The sequence below is a fragment of the Marinifilum sp. genome, from assembly GCF_965230805.1.
GTDB lineage: Bacteria > Bacteroidota > Bacteroidia > Bacteroidales > Marinifilaceae > Marinifilum.
The window spans coordinates 1815166-1837243 of the sequence record NZ_OZ246019.1 but is presented as its reverse complement, the minus strand read 5'-3'; the positions used below and the strand labels follow the sequence as shown (position 1 = coordinate 1837243).

Here is a 22078-nt window from a genome sequence, read left to right as displayed (position 1 = left end):
GCTTTTCTAACCTTAAGGAAAATAAGCTTAATTGAAAAAACTATCTAAATATACACTAAGTCTCTGTATTGTTATATTTTGTTTTGTATTAAAGGGAAATCAATTTGCTAATGCTCTTGCACATAGGATTGATTTACAATTTGGAGAAATTCAACAACAGGATACTACTACTCTACGTTCAAGGAATAAAAATCAAAGGATCATCAACCCAAGATCTCCATTTATTAAAGATAATCCGAATGCAAAAAATGATTCCCTACCATATCCCTTCGACGATGAGAATGACAATGTTGAGTTTGGATCTAAGCAAAAATCACCTCTGTATTTAAAAGATCCGAAGAATATTCAAACTACAATTAGATACGATGCGGAAACGGGTAATTATATTCTGGTAAAAACCATTGGTAATATGAATTATCGTCGTGCTACTGCAATGGCTGCAAGAGAATATGAGCAGTTTGTTGCAGAAAATACGATTCGTGATTACTGGATGCAAAGAAGTCGAAACGAAGGTGTTGGAGGAACCAATGAGTTGGTGCCTGATATTAATTTTGGTGGACAGTTTATTGATAAGATATTTGGAAGCAATACGATTAAAATAAAACCTCAAGGATCCGCCGAGCTTACATTTGGCATTAACACAACTAAAGTTGAGAACCCAACATTACCTGAAAATTTAAGAAAAACGACTAGTTTCGATTTCGATGAAAAAATACAGATGAACGTTACAGGTACTGTAGGTGAAAAGTTGAAGATGGATGTGAATTACAACACCGAAGCTACTTTCGATTTTGAAAACCAAATGCGTTTGGAATATACTGGAGATGAAGATGAAATTATTAAAAAAGTAGAGGCAGGTAATGTTTCTATGCCAATTTCCAATACTCTGATTACTGGCGGACAGAATTTATTTGGTGTAAAAACGCAAATGCAATTTGGAAAACTATCGATAACATCGGTATTTTCGCAACAAAAAGGGGAAACATCGGTTATAGAGATGGAAAATGGAGCTCAGAAGAATGAGTTTGAACTATCCGTAGATCAATATGAGGCCAATCGACATTTTTTCCTTTCCAAATATTTCTATGATCATTACGATGAAGCTCTTCGTAATTTACCAGTTATTAATTCTGCAGTTTCAATTAATAAAGTAGAGATATGGGTAACCAATAAAACGTCTAATTTTCAGGATTCAAGAAATATAGTAGCCTTTGTAGATATTGGAGAAAGTGCCGGAAATATTTTTAATACAGACTTGTTTTCGCAAACAGATCCGGGAAATCTGCCGGACAATAATCGGAATGATGTTTACGATCAAATGACCAATAACTATTCTGGCATCCGGGATATCAATCAGGTGACAGGAACCTTATCTCCTTTGGCTCCTGGCTTTGTTAGTGGTAATGATTATGAGAAAATTGAAAATGCACGTAAGCTATCAGATTCTGAATATACGGTAAACGAAAAATTGGGTTATATCTCCTTAAATCAGTCATTGAATGCTGATGAAGTGCTTGCAGTGGCTTATGAGTATACTTACCGAGGCGAAGTGCACAGGGTGGGTGAATTTACCTCTGATGGAGTTAGTGCACCTCAATCCTTGGTAATGAAACTTTTAAAAGGAACCAATCTGAGTCCTAAAATGCCTACCTGGACTTTGATGATGAAAAACATTTATAACATTGGAGCATTCCAGGTAAACCAAGATGATTTTGTTTTAAATATCCTGTATCAGGATGATCAGGCTGGTTCAAAGATAAACTATATTCAAGTGCAGCAAGACGGAGCTAATCAAGAAAAAAATGAAATTCTGCTTAAACTATTAAATCTGGATGCATTAAACTCTCAATTGGATCCAGGTGCCGATGGAATGTTTGATTTTATCGAAGGGGTGACCATTAACAGTAATAACGGCCGAATTATATTTCCAGCAATCGAGCCATTTGGTTCCTACTTAAAGGAACAAATTGGTAGTGAACAGATTGCCAAACGATATGTTTTTGAGGAATTGTATCAGTTAACACAGAACGAAGCTCAGCAGATTGCCGAGAAGAATAAGTTTTCTTTAAAGGGTAGCTATAAATCATCAAAAAGTTCCGAAATTTCCTTAAATGCTCTAAATGTTCAACCTGGATCTGTTCGAGTAAAGGCTGGAGGTAGAGAATTGGTTGAGAATATTGATTATACAGTTGATTATACTTTGGGGCGTGTGAAGATCATCAACCAAAGTTTATTGGAAGCGAATACTCCGATTAGTATCGAATCTGAGAACAATTCATTATTTAATATTCAAACCAAAACACTTCTGGGTGTTCAGATGGATTATCAGGTTAATGATGATTTTAATTTGGGCGCAACGGTAATGCATTTGTCAGAACAGCCCTTAACACAGAAAGTGAATATTGGTGATGAACCGATTGCAAATACCATATGGGGTTTTAATGGTAGCTACCAAACTGAATCGATGTTCTTAACCAGGATGATTGATAAATTGCCATTTATCGAAACCAAAGAACCTTCGAAAATTTCTGTTGAAGGTGAGTTTGCTCAATTAATGCCAGGCCATAATAATGGCATTGGTAATTCGGGGACAGCTTATATCGATGATTTTGAAGGAACTGAAACTTCAATTGACATGAAGAGTTTAAGTTCATGGGTTTTAGCCAGTACTCCGCAAAACAATGATGAACTTTTCCCCGAAGGGAATTTAAATGAGGATTTAGCCTACGGTTTTAACCGTGCAAAACTGGCTTGGTATGTAATTGATCCTTTGTTTTTGCGCAATAATTCTGCTACTCCAGGGCATATTAAGGGCGATAAGGAACAGCAATCAAATCACTTTGTTCGTGAAATATTTGAAGAGGAAATCTGGCCCAATAAGGAAAGAGCCTCAGGTGTTCCTACAAATATTTCGGTATTAAACCTTGCCTATTACCCTGATGAAAAAGGACCATATAACTACGATGTAGATGGTCGTGCTGGAATTTCTCAGGGGATGAATCCAGATGGTACACTTGAAGTTCCCGAAAGTAGATGGGGAGGGATCATGAGAAGGATAGAAACAAATGATTTTGAAGCAGCAAATATTGCATACATTGAATTTTGGATGATGGATCCTTTTGTGTATGATCAGGATCATAAAGGAGGAGATCTGTATTTTAATCTTGGTAATGTATCAGAGGATATTCTTCGAGATTCAAGAAAATCATTCGAAAATGGATTGCCAACTGATGAGGATGTGACATTAGTTGATACAACTGTTTGGGGACGTGTTCCACTGGTTCAATCCTTGGTGAATGCTTTCGATAACAATACGGAGTCTAGAAGATATCAGGATGTTGGTTTGGATGGTTTAAGTACTGATGATGAGTTGACCTATTTTGATGATTATATTCAGGCCATTGGCTTATCGGCTAATTTAGGAGTAGGTTCAGGGGCATATGTGAATGCAATTAACGACCCATCGAGTGATGATTATCATTATTTCAGGGGCAGCGATTACGATGCAGATGAGCTTGGTGTGTTAGAACGATATAAAAGGTTTAATGGGCCTGAAGGTAACTCACCAACCTCTGAATTATCATCCGAATCTTATCCAACATCGGCTACAACTTTACCTGATGTTGAGGATATCAATCATGATAATACTTTGAATGAAACCGAAGCATATTATCAATACCGAGTGCATTTAACGCCTTCGGAGATGGAAATTGGTAATAATTTTATTACCGATAAAATTACAAGTAATGTAGATTTGGCTAATGGAACAGAGGGAACTGTGAATTGGTATCAATTTAAAATTCCTGTGAATGAGTTCGAACAGCAATTGGGTAACATATCAGATTTTACTTCTATTCGATTTATGAGAATGTTCATGAAAAATTTTGATGAAGATGTTATCCTTCGATTTGCAACACTTGACTTGGTGCGCGATGATTGGAGAAAATATGAACAAGCACTAAACGAAGATGAGAATGATGCTGATGTTTCGGATGCAAGATTTGATATAAATGCAATTAATATTGAAGAAAATGCATCAAAAGAACCAGTTAACTATGTTTTACCTCCTGGTATTGATAGGGTAGTTGACCCAAGTAACCCACAATTAATCCAATTGAATGAACAGGCAATTTTATTAAAAGTTACTGACCTGGAAAATGGCAAAGGAAAAGGAGCTTACAAAACTTTGAATATGGATGTTCGCAAGTACGGTAAACTTAAAATGGATGTTCATGCCGAAGAGATTGATGGGTTGCCATTAAACAATAATGAATTGACGGCCTTTATTCGCTTAGGGTCGGATTATCAGGATAACTATTACGAATATGAAATCCCATTAAAATTAACTCCTCCGGGATTATACAATGGGGAAAATGAAAATGATAGGTTAGCGGTTTGGCCTGATGAAAATAGATTTGATTTTAAATTAAGATTGTTCCAAACCATTAAGCAGTTGCGGAATGATGCCATGAGAGCTGTGGGATCTACAGTTGATTATTTGACTGTTTATGAAGTTAATGTAAATGATATTTCAAATGATAATGATCCAATTAAGGAAGGTCATAGGCTTCGAATAAAAGGTAACCCCAATTTGGCCAATATTCGTACCATAATGATTGGAATAAAAAATCCATTGGAAGACCTTACAGGAATTGATGATAATTTACCAAAGTCGGTAGAAGTATGGATGAATGAATTGCGCTTAACCGATTTTGATGAGGACGGTGGTTGGGCTGCAAATTTAAGAGTAACAACAAAGTTGGCGGATTTGGGTACTGTAACCTGGGCAGGAAGTCAAATAACATCCGGTTTTGGTGGGATTGAAGATGGGGTAAATGAACGTTATAATACAGATATTTTCCAGTATGATTTATCAGCAAGTTTGGAGTTAGGGAAGTTCTTCCCCGAAAAATCAGGAGTTAGAATTCCAATGTATTATGCAATATCTGAGGAAACGGTAAGTCCGGAATACAATCCCTTGGATCCGGATATTCCTTTAGATGTTGCTTTGGACAATGCGGATTCTAAAGCGGAAAGAGATTCGATCAAACATATGTCGCAAGAATATACAAAGCGAAAAAGTTTCAATTTAACCAATGTTAGAATTGAAAAAAAAGAAGGAAAATCAAAGCTATTGGATGTTTCTAATCTGGCATTAACTTATTCTTTTAACGAAACCTATTCTCGTGATGTGAATACAGTGCGTGATGTAGAAAAAAATTATAGAGGGGTACTTAGTTACAATTATACCGAACGTCCTAAACTTGTAGAGCCGTTCAAAAAAGTAAAAGCATTTCAAAAACCGACTTTTAGATTGTTAAAGCAATTCAATTTCTATTATTTGCCTACACAGCTGTCTTTTAGATCAGATATTCAGCGTTACTATCGTGAAATTCAAAAACGAAATATTAATGAACCAAGATTAAAAATTGATCCATCATATGACAAGGACTTTATTTGGTATAGATATTACGATTTGAAATACAATCTTACCAAAGGATTAAAGTTCGATTTCTCTGCTACCAACACTTCTCGTATCGATGAGCCAGAAGGATTAGTAGATAAGCACAGAGATAGGGAAGCTTATGATGTTTGGAAAGATTCGATCTGGAATAACATTATGGATGGGGGGAGAAATATTAAGTATCACCATAAGTTTAATGTTACTTATAATGTGCCAATTAATAAAATTCCATTGTTCAATTGGACATCTTTAAATGCACGTTATTCTGGTTCTTACGATTGGAATGCAGGTGCAATTACGGCCGATACAATTGTGTTGGGAAATACCATACGTAACTCAAATAACATTCAGTTGAATGGTCAGCTAAAAATGGTGAGTTTGTATAACAAACTTGGCATATTGAAGAAAATAAACAGGAAATATAATTCAAACCGAAAGTATAAGAAAAAAACAAAATCTTATAAGAAGGTCAATTATGAGGGAGGAGTGGACGAATTAAAAGCAGGCGAGCCCCTTTCCATTTATCACAAGCTAATGACCGAGGATATAGCCATTAAAGCATACGATAAGCAAGGAAAAGAAATAAAAATAAAAGTAAAACCGGTTACAGGCAATCGTGCAAAAATAACAGCATCGCGTAATGTGAAAGATGTAAGAGTTCGGGTTACAGGTAAGCTTAGCGAAAGGGATAATGTACTTACTGTAATTGGTGAGAATTTTTTGAGGACATTGATGAGCGTGAGAAATATAAGTATCAATTATTCTGAAATCAACTCAACCACTTTACCGGGATATTTGCCACAAACCAATTACTTTGGTGGAGAATCATTCAATGGTAGCAAAGCTCCGGGATTCAGATTTTTAACGGGTGGCCAGGATATCAACTTTGCACGCAAGGCAGCAGAAAAAGGTTGGATTACAACCGATCCAACAATGAATGACCCTTATGTGATGAGTCATACTCAGAACTTATCCATTCGAAGTACCATTGAACCTGTTAAGGGGCTAAAAATAGATTTAAATGCCAATCGTAACTATTCAAGAAACCGAAGTGAATACTATATTTACAATAATGAAGATGGTGGGTTTGACAATGAGAACCTTGTTAAATCAGGAAACTTTAGCATGAGTTTCTTAAGTTTAAAATCAGCATTTTTTGCCATTGGTAATACTGGTAATTATTCGTCGGAGTATTTCAACAAATTTTTGGAAAATCGCAAAGCTGAATCATTAAGATTAGCTCAGCAACGTTATGGTACATCTTATCAGGACGAAGAAATTATGAATGCTAATGATGAAGGAACAGGATATTACAATGGGTTTACTGCAACTTCTCAGGAAGTTTTGGTTCCTGCTTTCCTTAAAGCATATGGAAATGTAGGGAGTGGATTCAATAAATTGTTTCCGGGAATTGCTAAAATGAAACCAAACTGGGGCGTGTCCTTCGAAGGCTTGTCTAAAATTCCATTTATAAGGCGTTATTTCAGATCCATTAACTTGAATCATAGATACACATCATCTTATAATGTTGGTTCCTATACAAGCAATTTATTTGCAGAGGTGGATGAAGATGGATTTCTTGAAATAAATAAGATTACTGGTAATTTTTACAACTTGTACGATGTCAATTCGATATCGATTAATGAACAATTTAATCCTTTGATTAATGTGGATATGATTTGGAAGAACAATTTCTCAACTAGTTTTGAAATCAAGCGTACACGAAATTTAATATTGAGCCTTTCGAATACGCAGCTTACCGAAGTCGCATCGGATGAAATGATTTTTGGAATGGGATATCGCTTTGATAATTTTGGAATGATTGTTGGTTCGGGTTCACGCCAAAAGAAATACAATTCTGATCTGAATTTACGTGCCGATTTATCAGTTAGAAAAAATAGTACCATCATCCGTAAAATTGTTGATGAGGTAGATCAATTAACCTCGGGACAAAAGGTGGTAACATTAAAGTTTAGTGCAGACTATGTCTTAAGTAACCGTTTTAACTTGCGTTTGTATTATGATAGAATTGTTAATACGCCATATATATCACTTTCTTATCCAACTACAACAACAGAATTCGGTGCAAGTGTTAGGTTTACACTGGCAAATTAAGTTAGTCAATTTGTTTTGATTGTTGTCTAATGAGAAGGAGCAAAACAAGTAGCGGGATCAATTTTTTTGAGAGCTAAAACTTCATAAAAACATCGCATTAACGCATTACTACATTTCCACAATTACTATTTTATTATTGAAAAAAAACTGTAAATTTGGGTCTGTTTATAAACCTCTTTTAAAACAACATACTATCATGAATGTACCAGAAAATTTAAAGTACACAAAAGATCACGAATGGGTTCGTGTAGAAGGTGAGAAAGCTTTTATTGGTGTTACTGATTTCGCTCAAGGAGAACTAGGAGACATTGTTTTTGTTGAAGTTGAAACTGAAGGCGAAGAATTAGATAAGGAAGAAGTATTTGGAACAATCGAAGCTGTAAAAACAGTTTCTGACTTGTTTATGCCTATTGGTGGTGAAGTTTTGGAGTTCAACGAGAAGTTGGAAGATGCTCCGGATCTAATCAACTCGGATCCTTATGGCGAAGGTTGGATTGTTAAAATTAAATTGGATGCTGAAGACGAGCTTGAAGAATTACTTACTGCTGAAGCTTACAAAGAATTATTATAAGTTATTCTGAAAATATTATGAAACCCTCGCACTACCGGTGTGAGGGTTTTTTTGTTTGTAGCTCAAATCTCTACTGGCATAATGCCAATTACGGATTATAATGATTGATATTTAACGTGAGTTCGACTTAAAATTCGTTCACAGTTTGATCTGATTTTGAGTAGAATAGCCCGCTATTCTTTCCAAATTTTTAATGCAAATCTATCGCAAATATAACTTTCTGTGGATAGAATTTTACGTCGAGCTCACGTTATTTATACTCTTATTCATGCCTAACAATTGCAAAGATAGAGGGCATCAAGGTTTTGCTATGGAGAGCTTCATCTTGAATGAGCCCTCAGGTCTTAACTTCCCATTCTTCAAGTTATTAGGGGTATTGATAAAAAAAGCAGCCTGTTTGGACTGCTTTTCAAATATATTAGAGTTTGTGTATTACAATTTCTTTTTCACTTCTGTTTCTTCAAATGCTTCTACCATATCACCAACTTTGATATCGTTGTATTTGTCGATATTTAACCCACACTCGTATCCTTTCACAACTTCCTTCGCATCATCTTTGAATCGTTTCAACGAACCAAGTTCACCTGTGTAGATTACAATACCATCACGGATTAAGCGGATTTGAGAGCTACGCTTGATTTTACCTTCACGAACAATACATCCGGCAATTGTACCAACTTTGGAAATTTTGAAGGTTTCAAGAACTTCAACAGTAGCCACAATCTCTTCCTTGATTTCAGGAGACAGCATACCTTCCATTGCTGATTTCAACTCTTCAATTGCATCGTAGATAATAGAGTACAGACGGATGTCGATTTCTTCTTTCTCAGCCAATCTACGTGCACCTACCGATGGACGTACTTGGAAACCTACAATAATTGCATTAGATGCTGTTGCAAGCATTACATCCGATTCCGAAATCTGACCAACGGCTTTGTGAATTACATTTACCTGAATCTCTTCAGTAGATAGCTTGATCAATGAGTCGGAAAGTGCCTCGATAGATCCATCCACATCACCTTTTACAATCACGTTTAATTCCTGGAAGTTTCCGATAGCAATACGGCGACCAATTTCATCAAGAGTAATGTGTTTTTGAGTACGAAGACCTTGCTCACGCTGAAGCTGTTCACGCTTGTTAGCTATACCACGGGCTTCTTTCTCACTTTCCATTACGTTAAAGTTGTCACCTGCTTGAGGAGCACCGTTCAAACCAAGAATCAATGCTGGTTCAGATGGCCCAACTGAATCTATCTTGTTTCCCCGTTCGTTGAACATGGCTTTTACATGCCCCGTGTAGCTACCTGCAAGTAACACATCACCTACTTTCAAAGTACCAGCTTGTACCAATAAAGTAGTAACGTAACCACGACCTTTATCAAGAGATGATTCGATTACAGAACCAACTGCACGTTTATTAGGGTTCGCTTTTGCTTCTAATAGTTCAGCTTCAAGCAATACTTTTTCCAGTAAGTCTTCGATATTGATTCCATTCTTAGCCGAAATTTCCTGACATTGGTATTTACCACCCCAGTCTTCAACCAAGTAGTTCATATTAGCCAATTCGCCTTTAATCCTTTCAGGGTCAGCTCCCGGCTTATCAATTTTATTGATGGCAAATACAATGGGTACACCTGCCGCACTTGCGTGATTGATGGCCTCGATGGTTTGTGGCATCACGTTATCATCGGCTGCAACAATAATGATTGCAATATCGGTTACTTGAGCACCACGAGCACGCATCGCTGTAAAGGCTTCGTGACCTGGTGTATCAAGGAAAGTTATCTTTCTTCCGTCATCCAACGATACATTGTATGCACCAATGTGCTGGGTAATACCTCCAGCCTCACCAGCAATTACATTGGCATGACGTATGTAGTCCAACAAAGAAGTCTTACCGTGGTCGACGTGACCCATTACTGTTACAATCGGTGGGCGTTCAAGCAAATCTTCTGCTTTGTCCTCTTCTTCTTCTATTGATTCTTGAAGTTCTACACTTACGAATTCGGCGTTGTATCCAAATTCATCAGCAACAATGGCAATGGTTTCTGCATCCAATCTCTGGTTGATTGATACGAATAAGCCCAGTCCCATACAAGTTGCAATAATGTTGGTTACCGGCACATCCATCATGGTTGCCAATTCGTTTACAGTAACGAACTCAGTCAACTTCAATACATTCTTTTCTGCTGCTGCCTGTTCAGCTAATTCAGCTTGTTTAGCACTTGCTTGCTCTCTCTTCTCACGACGGTGTTTCGAACCTTTAGACTTACCACCTTTCGAAGTTAATCTTGCAAGTGTATCTTTTATTTGCTTTTGTACATCTTCATCGCTAACCTCTTTCTTAACTATTTTTTTCTTCTTTAGTTTTTTAAATCTGTTAGCTTGTGCATTTTGGCCTTGCTGACCACCTTGTCTTTTCTGCCCCTGACCTTGTTGTCCGGCTTGTTGTCCGGCTTGTTGTCCGGCTTGACCTTGTTGCTGACCACCTTGCTGTCTGCCTTGACCTTGCTGTCTGCCTTGACCTTGTTGTCTGCCTTGACCTTGCTGATTGCCAACATTCACTTTTTCGCTATCCTTTTTAATTCTTTTGCGTTTTCTGCGTTGCTGGTTGCCTTGTTTCTCTTTGTTTGGAGTAGGTTTCTTTTCTACTGGTAACTCGATTTTTCCGATAACAGTAGGACCAGAAAGTTTTTTTGTAGCAGATTTAAAAATCTCTTCTTTTTCTGCAGGTTTTTCCAGCGCTTCGGTCTTATGCGATTCTTGTTTACCTGGTTCTTGTTTACCTGGTTGTTGTGCTTTAGGTTGAGGCTGAGGAGCAGACATTTTCTTGACCTTTCTCTCTTCCTCTTTCTCCGCTCTTGTTTTTTTAGTAGGCCTTGTTTTCTGGTTCAATGAGTCCAAATCAATTTTCCCTACTACTTTTGGCTCTTCCTTATCAGTATGAGCTTGTTCCTCTTTTTTAGGGCTTTCCATTTTAACAGTTTGATCTTCCTTTGCAGGCTTAGCCGGCGCTGATGGTTTTTCAGTTACTTCGTGTTTAATGGGTTGAGGTTTTTCCTCAACCTTAGAAGCTTCTGCAGAAACAACTTTCTCTTCAGATTTTGAAGGAATTTCGCTTTCTGTTTTTTCTTGTTTTGATTTTGGTTTTAATGCGTCCAAATCGATTTTACCAACAACCTTAACAGGATTTTTTGCCGGAGCTTCTTCTACAATTTTTTCAACAGTTTCCTCTTTAGCACCTTCTACTGATTCCGCCTCAATAGATACAGCTTCTTTTTTCTCTCGGGTGCTTTTTAAATTTACTTTCTCCGATTCTTTTTTAAGATTCAAATCAGAGCTATATTCTTTCGCTAGAATATCATAGGCATCTTCCGAAACTTTTGTATTAGGATTAGAATTAATCTCAATACCTTTTTTATTCAGAAAATCGACAATAGTAGATATCCCAACATTAAATTCTCTTGCTAGTTTACTAAGTCTTATATTTTTATTGACTTTTGTCATATTTTGAAGTTAACTGTTAAAATGTGCCGTTTTCAATAATTTGTGAGCAACTGTCCTGTATAAATCGATTATTCAAATTCGGATCTAAAAATATCTAAAATTTCGTTAATAGTCTCTATTTCAAGGTCAGTTCTTTTTTCTAGTTCCTCAGCTGAAAGCTCTAATACGCTTCTTGCGGTATCACAACCAATTTTCTTTAACTCATCGATAACCCAAGCTTCGATTTCGTCGGTAAATTCTGAAAGATTTACATCTTCCTCAGCTTCTTCCTCTGTTTTTTCACGATATACATCAATCTCGTATCCTGTTAATTGGCTTGCCAGTTTAATGTTTAAACCACCTTTACCAATGGCCAATGATACTTCTTCAGGATTCAAATAAACATTTGCACGAGCATCTTCTTCGTTAATTTGGATCGAAGATATTTTTGCAGGGTTAAGAGCTCTGGTAATATAAAGCTGCTTGTTGGCAGTGAAGTTGATTACATCGATATTTTCGTTTCTTAATTCACGAACAATACCATGAATTCTTGAACCTTTCATACCAACACAGGCTCCCACAGGATCAATTCGTTCATCATACGATTCAACAGCAACTTTGGCTCTTTCACCTGGTATGCGAACGATTTTCTTGATGGTAATCAATCCATCAAAAATTTCTGGAACTTCCAGCTCAAATAATCTCTCAAGGAATACCGGAGAAGTTCTTGAAATAATAATAAGCGGGCTGTTGTTCTTAACTTCTACACGAACTACAACTGCTCTGATTGATTCTCCTTTACGGAAGTAATCAGAAGGAATTTGTTCTGTTTTAGGAAGGATCAGTTCATTTCCTTCATCATCCAAAATCAAAATTTCTTTTTTCCATATTTGGTATACTTCACCAGTTACAATTTCGCCAATTCTGTCTTTATAATTGTTAAAAATGTTATCCTTTTCAAGTTCCAAAATTCTTGCCGATAGATTCTGACGTAAGGTTAGGATAGAGCGTCTACCAAAATCAAGGAACTTTACCTCGTCGGTAACTTCTTCTCCAAGTTCATAATCTTCATCAATCTTCTTGGCTTCAGTAAGTGAGATCTGAAGATTAGCATCTTCTACTTCTCCATCTTCAACCACTTCTCGGTTTCTCCAGATTTCAAGGTCACCCTTGTCCGGGTTGATAATAATGTCGAAATTTTCATCGGTACCATAGTTCTTTAATAGAAGATTTCTAAATACATCTTCCAAAACACTCATCATGGTAGCACGATCGATGTTTTTCAATTCTTTAAATTCTGAAAAAGTCTCAATAAGATTCATGTTATTCAGCTGTTTACTTGTTAAAAAGTAATGATATCTTTTGTTGATTTAATTTGATCAAAAGCAAAACTATAAGGACTAACAACAATTTGTTTTTTCTTTTTTCCTTCAACTTTTACTTTTTCTTCAACTTCAATTTCTATTTCGTTTTCACCAACTGTAATTAACTTGCCTTTGTGTTTCATTCCGTTGGTGGTAAGTACTTCAACATCTTTCCCAATGTTTTTGTGGTATTGTTGAATTACTTGAAAGGGTTGACCTATTCCCGCTGAAGCAACTTGTAGTTCAAAATCTTCAATTTCGCGGTCAAAGTTCTTTTCAATTGCACGACTTAACTCAATACAGGTGCTAATAGGAACACCATTCATGCTGTCAATCATTACCGAAATTGTATTACTTGCAGATACGCTAAGTTCCACTATAAACAGATCGGTGTTAGCAATTTCTTTTTCAACAATTTCAAGTACAATTTTTTTATCAATCATATATCGGTTAATGTCAATAAAATAGGGGACTTCCTGCCCCCTAAAGTACACGTTATTCTTACTTTTCGATGCAAAATTAGAGATAAATGTTTTAAAAAACAAATGGCATTCCCCTAAATTATTGTATTCTAACTGCTAAAGAAAAATTTTTTGATTTTTATTGGTAGTTAGAGGTAAAATCTTATGCATAAGAAATCTATAAGGAACAGTCTCCTAAATAATTATCCGTTTAAAAGCTTTTTGGGGCTTGTCAGTTTGAAGCTGGCAAGCGTATAGCGAAACGCTTGAAATGGTTTGTCTGTGGCTTGATGGGATGAAGCAGTATGGTGAATTTGCTTTGATGATTGAATATGACTAGCGTATAGGCTTTTATATTGGGTTTTTATACATTTGTTTACTAGCAAATTCTTATTGATATGTCAGAACAGTTTAATCCTAAAAAAAAGATTGTAAATGATCCGGTTCACGGATTTATTCATATTCCAAGTGGCATTTCGTATCACCTGGTCGAGCATCATTACTTTCAGCGCTTACGAAGAATCAAGCAATTGGGATTAACCTATTTGGTTTTTCCCGGTGCATTTCACAATAGATTTCAACATGCATTAGGGGCTACTCATTTAATGGGAATGGCTATTGAAGTGTTGCGATCCAAAGGCAATGAAATAACGGATAAAGAGGCAGAGGCGGTACATGCAGCCATATTGCTCCACGATATTGGTCACGGACCATTCTCTCATGCCCTGGAATATAGCATCGTTAATGGAATTACTCACGAAAGGCTTTCCGAATTGTTAATGAATCGTTTAAATAAGCAATTTGAAGGTGATTTGGATACCGCAATACAAATTTTTAATCATCAATACCCGAAGCGTTTTTTGAATCAATTGGTATCTAGCCAGCTTGATATGGATCGCCTTGATTATTTGAGGAGGGATAGCTTTTTTTCTGGAGTTACCGAAGGTGTGGTAGGATCTGCCCGGATTATTAAAATGTTGGATGTTCGCAATGATAATCTGGTAGTTGAGGAGAAAGGCATCTATTCTATCGAAAAGTTTTTGATTGCACGAAGACTGATGTATTGGCAAGTGTATTTGCACAAAACAGTAATTGCTGCAGAGGAAATGTTGGTTTATATATTGAAGCGGGCAAAATATTTGGCCGAAGGTGGAGAGGAATTGTTTGCTACCCCTGCTTTGCGATATTTCCTGTTCAATAAAGTGGGAATTGATGATTTTGAAAGTGAAAAGGCTCTGTTTGACGGAAATAGTGCCTTGGATATTTTCGCTATGCTTGACGACGATGACATTATGGTAGCCATTAAGGTATGGGCCAATCATTCGGATAGGGTTCTCTCATACCTGTGCAAATGCATCAGAGACCGTAGGTTGTTTAAAATAGAAATGCAAAAAACACCATTTTCGCAAGAATACATCTGTAAAGTGAGATCAGGAATTAAGAATTATTTTGGGTGTTCCGATCATGCTTTGGATTTTATTGTGATTAATGGAATGATTAGTAATAATGCATATTCCTCCGAAGATCATATTAACATTCTTAATAAAGATGGATCTGTTTGTGATATTGCCGAAGCATCGGATATGATGAATATTGACATGCTCTCAAAAACGGTCAAAAAATTCTATTTGTGTTATCCAAAGATAAATGTATTGTGACGTTTAATTTCCCTTGTCTTAAAGAGCATTAAATCAGTTGTATATATTTGTTATCTGCCGTCTGCAAGGCAAAAAAATTTCATGGGCATTAAATAATTATTAGATTTGCAGAAATTTTTTTTCGTATTAATCAGATATATTGGACCATGTGTGCCTAATAAAAAATGAGTTTGAAAATAATACTGGTATAAGCCGGCAAACTTGTAATCTGAGATAAAAGCAGAACAAATGAACTTTACAGCGCAAGATATTGCAGACTTTCTACAGGGTGAAGTTGATGGCGATGCTTCGGTTGCCGTTAACAATGTTTCAAAAATTGAGGAAGGAAAGCCTGGAACTCTTTCTTTTTTAGCAAATCCAAAGTACGAACATCATATTTATACAACCAATTCTTCAATTGTATTGGTAAACAAAGATTTTAATGCAGCCAAAGAAATTAAGGCTACTTTAATTCGAGTGGATGATGCCTATCAAGCTTTGGCCAAATTGTTGGAAATGTATGAACAAAGCAAGCCTCAGAAAGTGGGTATTGAGCAAGCTTCTTTTGTTAGTAAATCGGCTACAATTGGCGAGAAGATTTATGTAGGAGCCTTTGCATATGTTGGTAGCAATGTAAAGATTGGAAATAATGTAAAAATTTATCCACACACATATATCGGCGATAATGTAATTATTGGAGACAATACAATTCTTAATTCAGGTGTTAAGATCTATGAGAATTGCAAAATTGGGAAGGATTGTATCATACATTCGGGTTCGGTGATTGGTGCCGATGGTTTCGGCTTTGCCCCTTCATCGGCCAACGATTATAAAAAAGTTCCGCAAGTTGGAAATGTGATTCTTGAGGATCATGTTGAGATTGGAGCAAATACTTGTGTCGACCGTGCAACCATGGGATCTACCATTATCCGAAAAGGAGTGAAGTTAGATAATCTGATTCAGGTAGCTCACAATGTAGAAATTGATGAAAATACTGTAATAGCCTCCCAGTCAGGGATTGCAGGTAGTTCTAAGATCGGAAAGCATTGTATGTTTGGGGGTCAGGTTGGTATTGCGGGTCACTTGTCGATAGCCGATGAGGTGAAGATTGCTGCACAATCGGGTATTGGTCGAAATATCAAAAAGCAAGGCGAAGTTGTTCAGGGATCGCCGGCATTCGAATTTGGTCCTTACCAAAAATCATATGTATTGTTTAAAAATCTGCCAAAAATGAGAGAGCAGATTATGGATTTGGAGAAACAAGTTAAGAAACTGGAAGAGGATCAATAGGAATTCATTTCCGGAATAAGAAAAAATATTGAATTGTGTATGGCTGATAAGCAGAGAACATTAGCGAAAGAATTTACTTTAACAGGAAAAGGGCTTCATACAGGCTTGGAAGTATCAATAAAATTTGTGCCTGCTCCTGAAAATCATGGATACAAGTTTAAGAGAGTGGATGTAGAAGGTGAACCCGTAATTGATGCAATTGCAGATTACGTTGGAGATACTTCGCGAGGCACTGTATTGGAAAAAGGAGACTGCAAAGTTCAGACCATAGAGCATGCCCTTTCGGCATTGTACGGAATGGAGGTTGATAACTGTATGATTGAGATGAATTCTCCTGAACCTCCTATTTTAGATGGTAGTGCAAAATTCTATGTTGAGGGAATTGAGAAAGTAGGAATTGTGGAACAAAAGGCTAAGAGGGATTATTACCTAGTAAAAGAGCCAATTGTGTACAAAGATAAAGCCCGTGGTTCTGAATTAACCATTCTGCCGGATAGTGAGTATAGCGTTGAAACTATGGTTGCTTACGACTCAAAAGTGTTGAACAATCAGTATGCTCGATTAACATCATTGAACGATTATAAGGATGAAGTTGCGATGTGCCGTACTTTTGTTTTCGTACGCGAATTGGAGTTTCTGCTAAATAACAATTTGGTCAAAGGGGGAGATCTTGATAATGCAATTGTTATCATGGACCAAATGATGGAACAAAAAGAGTTGGATCGTATTGCCGACTTGTTTGACCATCAGCATGTAGAAGTAAAAGAAGGAATTCTGAGTAATCTTGAGCTTTACTTTGCAAATGAATGTGCTCGGCACAAATTATTAGACGTGATTGGTGACCTTGCCTTGTGTGGTAAGTTTATTAAAGGAAAAGTGATTGCTTCTTGTCCTGGTCATGGCCCTAATACCCAGATGGCAAAATTATTAATCAAACGAATAAAAAAAGAAATGGGAAAAGATTCAGTTCCGGCTTATGATCCAAACCAAGAGCCTGTGTTAGACATTAACGGGGTAATGAAGCTATTGCCTCACCGTCCTCCATTCTTGTTGGTTGATAAAATTATCGACATTCAGGAAGATACGATTGTTGGGGTAAAGAATGTTTCTATGAACGAGCCTTTCTTTGTGGGACACTTCCCTGGGGAGCCTGTAATGCCAGGGGTTCTTATGGTTGAAGCGATGGCTCAATGTGGTGGTATTTTGGTATTAAATCAGGTTGATGATCCTGAGAATTACTCAACATACTTCCTAACTCAGAACAACATTAAATTCAGAAGAAAAGTTGTTCCCGGAGATACTCTGATTTTTAAATTGCAGTTTTTATCGCCAATTCGTAGGGGCGTTGCTAATATGCGCGGTTTGGCTTTTGTTGGCGATACTGTTGTTGCCGAAGGTGAGTTTATGGCTCAAATCGCAAAAAATAAATAAAAATTAACTACTACAAGGCAAATTTCTGATGTTGCAGAAGTTTGTGTAACACCTAATACAAAGAAAATGAAGCAACCGTTAGCATATGTACATCCCGAGGCAAAAATAGCTGATAATGTAGTGATTGAGCCATTTGTAACTATCGATAAGAATGTAGTAATTGAGGAGGGTACAAGAATTGGTTCGAATGCAACTATTTTGGAAGGAACCAGAATAGGAAAAAACTGTACTGTATTTCCTGGTGCAGTAATTGGCGCTATTCCGCAGGATTTAAAATTTCGTGGCGAAAAAACGACCGTTGAAATAGGAAACAATACAACCATTCGTGAGTGTGTTACCATTAACCGTGGTACTGCTGCAAAAGGCAAAACCATTGTTGGAGATAACTGTTTGTTGATGGCTTACGTGCACATTGCACACGATAGTATTGTAGGCAATAACTGCATCATTGGTAATGCAACGCAAATTGCAGGAGAGGTAGTAATCGACGATTACGCTATTTTAAGTGGTTTGGTGGCTGTTCATCAATTTGTTCACATTGGATCGCATGTAATGGTTTCGGGCGGATCATTGGTTCGTAAAGACATTCCTCCGTTCGTAAAAGCGGGTCGCGAGCCGGTTTCATACATCGGTGTAAACTCAATTGGTTTGCGTCGTCGTGAATTTGGAAACGAAAAAATCCGCGAGATTCAGGATGTTTACCGATACCTTTACCAAAAAGGAATGAACAACTTTACAGCTTTGGAAGCTATCGAAGCCGAAATGCCTGCATCACCGGAGCGTGACGAAATTATTCTGTTTGTGAAAAACTCAAAACGTGGTATCATGAGAGGATACTTCCCTGAGTAAACACAAAGCAAGCTAGAATATAAATTAAAAAGTTTAATGAGATCTCGCCCTGAAAGGGCAGTTTATAACAATTCAACAAATAGATTAGCTGCGTGAGAGGATCTCATTTTTTTGTTTCACCAATTTAATTAAAACGATAATAGGACGAATAGAGTTTAATTCAAATGATTAATGTCACGAAGCGGCCAGTTTAATTCGGTCCAATGCAATTCATTCGACCATAAAACGATAATTAACCATCGCCCTGAAAGGGCAGTTTATAACAATTCAACAAATAGATTAGCTGCCCTTTCAGGGCGCATTCTTCATTGATTGATTTCCCGAGCCGCTGTCTCGGTCTAAAATAAATCAGGCTTTCAGCCTAATTCCCAAAACTAAGGAGATTAAATTTTAGAACCCCCACGAAGCGGCCTGTTTAATTCGGCCTAATGTAAGGCCTTAAACAGTTTATCATTCTTTATATTCATCAGATGGAAGCCACAAGATCATAATAATCATGACCGTGTATGTTTAATAATTATTTCAATCATGCTCGTTTCAATTTTAAATAAGGATTAATTATAATTAAATAACTTATTAGTTGTTTTTAACGCCACAAAGTGGCAATTTTATTTCAGCCCAAAGCAAGGCATTGGGCTATAAAATATGAATTAAAGATCGCCCTGAAAGGGCAGTTTAAACTAAAATCTCATGTCACAATCACTTTCAAAATTATATGTGCACATTATTTTTCATGTGAAGCATAATACCATTAAAATCAAAAAAGAAATTCGTTCAGAACTGTATGCATATATGGGAGCAATAATCAAAGACAATGAATCAATTCCAATTGTCATAAATGGAGTCGACAATCATGTGCATATTTTATGTGTGATGTCTAAAAATATTACTTTGGCGAAGTTAGTTGAAGAGGTTAAAAGACATAGTAGTCGCTGGATCAAAACAAAAGGGTCAGCTTATTCAAAATTTGCATGGCAAGCGGGGTACGCAGGATTCTCAGTAAGTTCTTCATTACATGACAAGACTAAAGCGTACATACAAAACCAGGAAACTCACCATAAGAAAATGGGTTTTCAAGAAGAATATCTCTTATTTTTAAAGGAGTATGGTTTAGATTATAATGAAGACTATTTGTGGACAGATTAATTTGCCCTTACAGGGCGAGCCTTCCATTGATTTATCACCCAAGGCGATGCCTCGGGCTGAATTAAATCTGACTTTCAGTCCGAATCAACTAAACTTACTGTTAGGAAGTGGTAGTTTAATTTCTAAATAAAAGAAAACCCGAGGAAATTCCCCGGGTTGATTTGAGTTGTGAACTCAAAATATCTTTTCAGAAAAGAATGAGGTATTTATTACTCCTCCTTCAAAGGATTCCACCCCTGGGCTTGCAAAGCGATTTCGCTATTGTCACGGGTAATCATGTAAATGCCTTTTGATGCTTCGGTAATGTGTCCAATAACCTTCACATCTTCAATTTTCTCAACATCATCAAACTTGTCTAATGGAACTGTGAACAGCAATTCGTAGTCTTCCCCACCATTTAGCGAGAAGGTACTGTAATTCATGTTCAACTCTTCGGCCATTTTATGGGTTTCATAGTCAACAGGAATTTTTTCCTCATAAATCTGACATCCCACTTTCGATTCCTCACAAATGTGCATCAACTCTGATGACAAACCATCCGAAATATCAATCATCGAACTAGGAATAATTTGAGCCTCTTTCAATCTTTCGTAAATGTCTTTTCTGGCCTCAGGCTTTAACTGACGTTCCAAAATGTAATCGTGCCCCGATAAATCAGGTTGCATGTGCGGATTGTTTTCGAAGATCGCTTTTTCGCGCTCCAACAATTGCAAGCCAGCATAGGCAGCACCTAAATTTCCGCTTACGCAGATTAGGTCGTTCACCTTAGCACCACTTCTGTAAGCCAATTCATCCTCTTCAGCTTCGCCGATGGCAGTTACCGAAATGCACAATCCGGTAAGCGACGAGGTGGTATCTCCGCCAATCAAATCAACATTGTAATTTTCGCAGGCCATGCGAATTCCGTCATAAATCTCTTCAATGGCTTCCACAGTAAAACGTTTCGAAATGGCAATGGAAACCGTAACTTGTTTCGGACAAGCATTCATGGCATAAACATCCGACACATTAACGGAAATACTTTTGTAACCCAGGTGCTTTAGGGGAGTATACATCAAATCGAAATGAATTCCCTCTACCAATAAATCGGTAGTAACCACTGTCTTTTTGTTATGATAGTCTAAAACAGCAGCATCGTCGCCAATACCTACTTTTGTACTACTATTTTTTATTTCGATGCCCTTTGTCAATTGCTTGATTAAACCAAACTCTCCCAATGTTGAGATATCTGTTCCTTGTGCTTTGTTTTCCTGCATGATATGCTAATTACGATATTTTGAATTCGAAGGCAAAGGTAGAGAAAATTATTTGACCTGGCAGGTTTCTACTATTCCCCGACTTTGCAGATAAAGTTTAACGATAATTTTTTGCCTTTTGCTTAGGTCTTTTTATCGAAGTGATTGGTTGAAGATAGAAATTCAAGCTTCTTTTGGGTGGAAGTACGGATTGAAGCTTGACAATCAATCTTGGAAGATCGAAAATCATGCTTTTATCTTTGATTGTCTATCATGGAAGCATGAAAATCAATCTTCGAGCTTTGCCATTCGAGCCTTTATCTTTGCGGATCAATCTTCGAAGTATGCTAAGCTATGGTATAAGGATGTTTGTTAAAGCTCTATCATTCTTTATCAATCTACATGTATATAAAAACAAAACGGAACCTTAAGTAGTTAAGATTCCGTGATTGTAAAATAATAGGGTGAGATGAGGATTTAGTTCTTTTCAGTATCAGTTTTTGTTTCTTCTTTCTTTTTGTGCGGAAAGAACTGTTTTAGTTCTTCGTAGATTGGTATAGCCATTTGTTCTTGCTCACTTGCGTAATATCTAATGGCGCGATAGAATGCCATTGTATCATGATAATTGTCGTTATCCAGTAGGATTTTGGTATCACTCAATCTTCGGGTAATGATTTCGAGCTTTTGCAGCATAGCTTCAATGTCTTCGCGAGCCTTAAAATCTCGTTCAAATTCTTCCATGTTTACAAACTTGGGTATCAAGCCTGGGTTTTGTAGCATGATCAGGTAAGACTTATCTACCAGCAATTTGTTTGGACCACTAATTTTCCCATAAAGAGTTCTCTCTTCCGACGATAGTTCGGGAGCGTCTCTTGTCGATGTGGCTACTAGTGCATCTAAATGACTGTGAATTTCGGTCAATTCTTCTTCGGTAAATACTACTTGTATTAGGTCGTTGTTTTTCATTTTGGATAAGTTTATTGGTTATTATAAAATGTGAATTGTATGCGTACTCAATTAATTGAACTC

12 protein-coding genes are annotated in these 22078 nt (G+C 36.9%); 7 read left to right on the top strand and 5 right to left on the bottom strand.

Annotated features, from left to right (window positions below; translation table 11 throughout):
- The first annotated feature begins 31 nt into the window (after positions 1-31).
- The gene (gene sprA, locus ACO05S_RS07255; protein ID WP_421920855.1) at positions 32-7579 is read left to right on the top strand and encodes a cell surface protein SprA; all 7548 of its coding nucleotides are present in this window, start codon (positions 32-34) and stop codon (positions 7577-7579) included.
- Between the two features lie 196 nt (positions 7580-7775).
- Positions 7776-8150 carry a glycine cleavage system protein GcvH gene (gcvH, locus tag ACO05S_RS07250; RefSeq protein WP_421920854.1) on the top strand — a complete coding sequence of 125 codons (375 nt, stop codon included), beginning with the start codon at positions 7776-7778 and terminating at the stop codon, positions 8148-8150.
- A gap of 432 nt (positions 8151-8582) precedes the next feature.
- On the opposite strand, the gene infB is transcribed toward gcvH, so the two are convergent.
- The 3 genes from infB to rimP form a co-directional block, all read right to left on the bottom strand.
- Complete coding sequence (gene infB, locus ACO05S_RS07245) at positions 8583-11657, bottom strand: translation initiation factor IF-2 (protein ID WP_421920853.1); 3075 nt, start codon at positions 11655-11657, stop codon at positions 8583-8585.
- A 68-nt stretch (positions 11658-11725) separates the two neighbouring features.
- Positions 11726-12958 (bottom strand): transcription termination factor NusA, encoded by a 1233-nt coding sequence (nusA, locus tag ACO05S_RS07240; protein ID WP_421920852.1) that lies wholly within the window; start codon positions 12956-12958, stop codon positions 11726-11728.
- A gap of 20 nt (positions 12959-12978) precedes the next feature.
- Entirely contained in the window at positions 12979-13443 is a 465-nt protein-coding gene (gene rimP, locus ACO05S_RS07235) for a ribosome assembly cofactor RimP (RefSeq protein WP_421920851.1), read from the bottom strand.
- A 416-nt stretch (positions 13444-13859) separates the two neighbouring features.
- Here rimP and ACO05S_RS07230 point away from each other — a divergent pair, with 416 nt between their 5' ends.
- The 5 genes from ACO05S_RS07230 to ACO05S_RS07210 all read left to right on the top strand — a co-directional run bounded on the left by ACO05S_RS07230 (position 13860) and on the right by ACO05S_RS07210 (position 19814).
- Positions 13860-15119, top strand: a complete 1260-nt coding sequence (locus ACO05S_RS07230) for an HD domain-containing protein (RefSeq protein ID WP_421920850.1) — start codon at positions 13860-13862, stop codon at positions 15117-15119.
- A 228-nt stretch (positions 15120-15347) separates the two neighbouring features.
- Positions 15348-16388, top strand: a complete 1041-nt coding sequence (gene lpxD / locus ACO05S_RS07225) for a UDP-3-O-(3-hydroxymyristoyl)glucosamine N-acyltransferase (protein WP_421920849.1) — start codon at positions 15348-15350, stop codon at positions 16386-16388.
- 39 nt (positions 16389-16427) lie between these two features.
- On the top strand, positions 16428-17819 hold the full coding sequence (locus ACO05S_RS07220; protein WP_421920848.1) for a bifunctional UDP-3-O-[3-hydroxymyristoyl] N-acetylglucosamine deacetylase/3-hydroxyacyl-ACP dehydratase: 1392 nt from the start codon (positions 16428-16430) through the stop codon (positions 17817-17819).
- A gap of 66 nt (positions 17820-17885) precedes the next feature.
- Positions 17886-18668, top strand: coding sequence for an acyl-ACP--UDP-N-acetylglucosamine O-acyltransferase (lpxA, locus tag ACO05S_RS07215; RefSeq protein ID WP_421920847.1), 783 nt, complete (start codon positions 17886-17888; stop codon positions 18666-18668).
- A 690-nt stretch (positions 18669-19358) separates the two neighbouring features.
- Positions 19359-19814, top strand: coding sequence for a transposase (locus ACO05S_RS07210; protein WP_421920846.1), 456 nt, complete (start codon positions 19359-19361; stop codon positions 19812-19814).
- 209 nt (positions 19815-20023) lie between these two features.
- Here ACO05S_RS07210 and thiL read toward each other — a convergent pair whose 3' ends face one another.
- Positions 20024-21070: a thiamine-phosphate kinase gene (gene thiL, locus ACO05S_RS07205; protein WP_421920845.1), complete on the bottom strand. Its 1047-nt coding sequence runs from the start codon at positions 21068-21070 to the stop codon at positions 20024-20026.
- Positions 21071-21526: 456 nt separating this feature from the next.
- Positions 21527-22015: a hypothetical protein gene (locus tag ACO05S_RS07200; protein ID WP_421920844.1), complete on the bottom strand. Its 489-nt coding sequence runs from the start codon at positions 22013-22015 to the stop codon at positions 21527-21529.
- Positions 22016-22078 lie beyond the last annotated feature (63 nt).

Coding starts and splice junctions, on each gene's coding strand:
- gcvH (WP_421920854.1), top strand. CDS start 7,776: ATGAATGTACCAGAAAATTTAAAGTACACAAAAGATCACGAATGGGTT.
- infB (WP_421920853.1), bottom strand. CDS start 11,657: ATGACAAAAGTCAATAAAAATATAAGACTTAGTAAACTAGCAAGAGAA.
- nusA (WP_421920852.1), bottom strand. CDS start 12,958: ATGAATCTTATTGAGACTTTTTCAGAATTTAAAGAATTGAAAAACATC.
- rimP (WP_421920851.1), bottom strand. CDS start 13,443: ATGATTGATAAAAAAATTGTACTTGAAATTGTTGAAAAAGAAATTGCT.
- ACO05S_RS07230 (WP_421920850.1), top strand. CDS start 13,860: ATGTCAGAACAGTTTAATCCTAAAAAAAAGATTGTAAATGATCCGGTT.
- lpxD (WP_421920849.1), top strand. CDS start 15,348: ATGAACTTTACAGCGCAAGATATTGCAGACTTTCTACAGGGTGAAGTT.
- ACO05S_RS07220 (WP_421920848.1), top strand. CDS start 16,428: ATGGCTGATAAGCAGAGAACATTAGCGAAAGAATTTACTTTAACAGGA.
- lpxA (WP_421920847.1), top strand. CDS start 17,886: ATGAAGCAACCGTTAGCATATGTACATCCCGAGGCAAAAATAGCTGAT.
- ACO05S_RS07210 (WP_421920846.1), top strand. CDS start 19,359: ATGTCACAATCACTTTCAAAATTATATGTGCACATTATTTTTCATGTG.
- thiL (WP_421920845.1), bottom strand. CDS start 21,070: ATGCAGGAAAACAAAGCACAAGGAACAGATATCTCAACATTGGGAGAG.
- ACO05S_RS07200 (WP_421920844.1), bottom strand. CDS start 22,015: ATGAAAAACAACGACCTAATACAAGTAGTATTTACCGAAGAAGAATTG.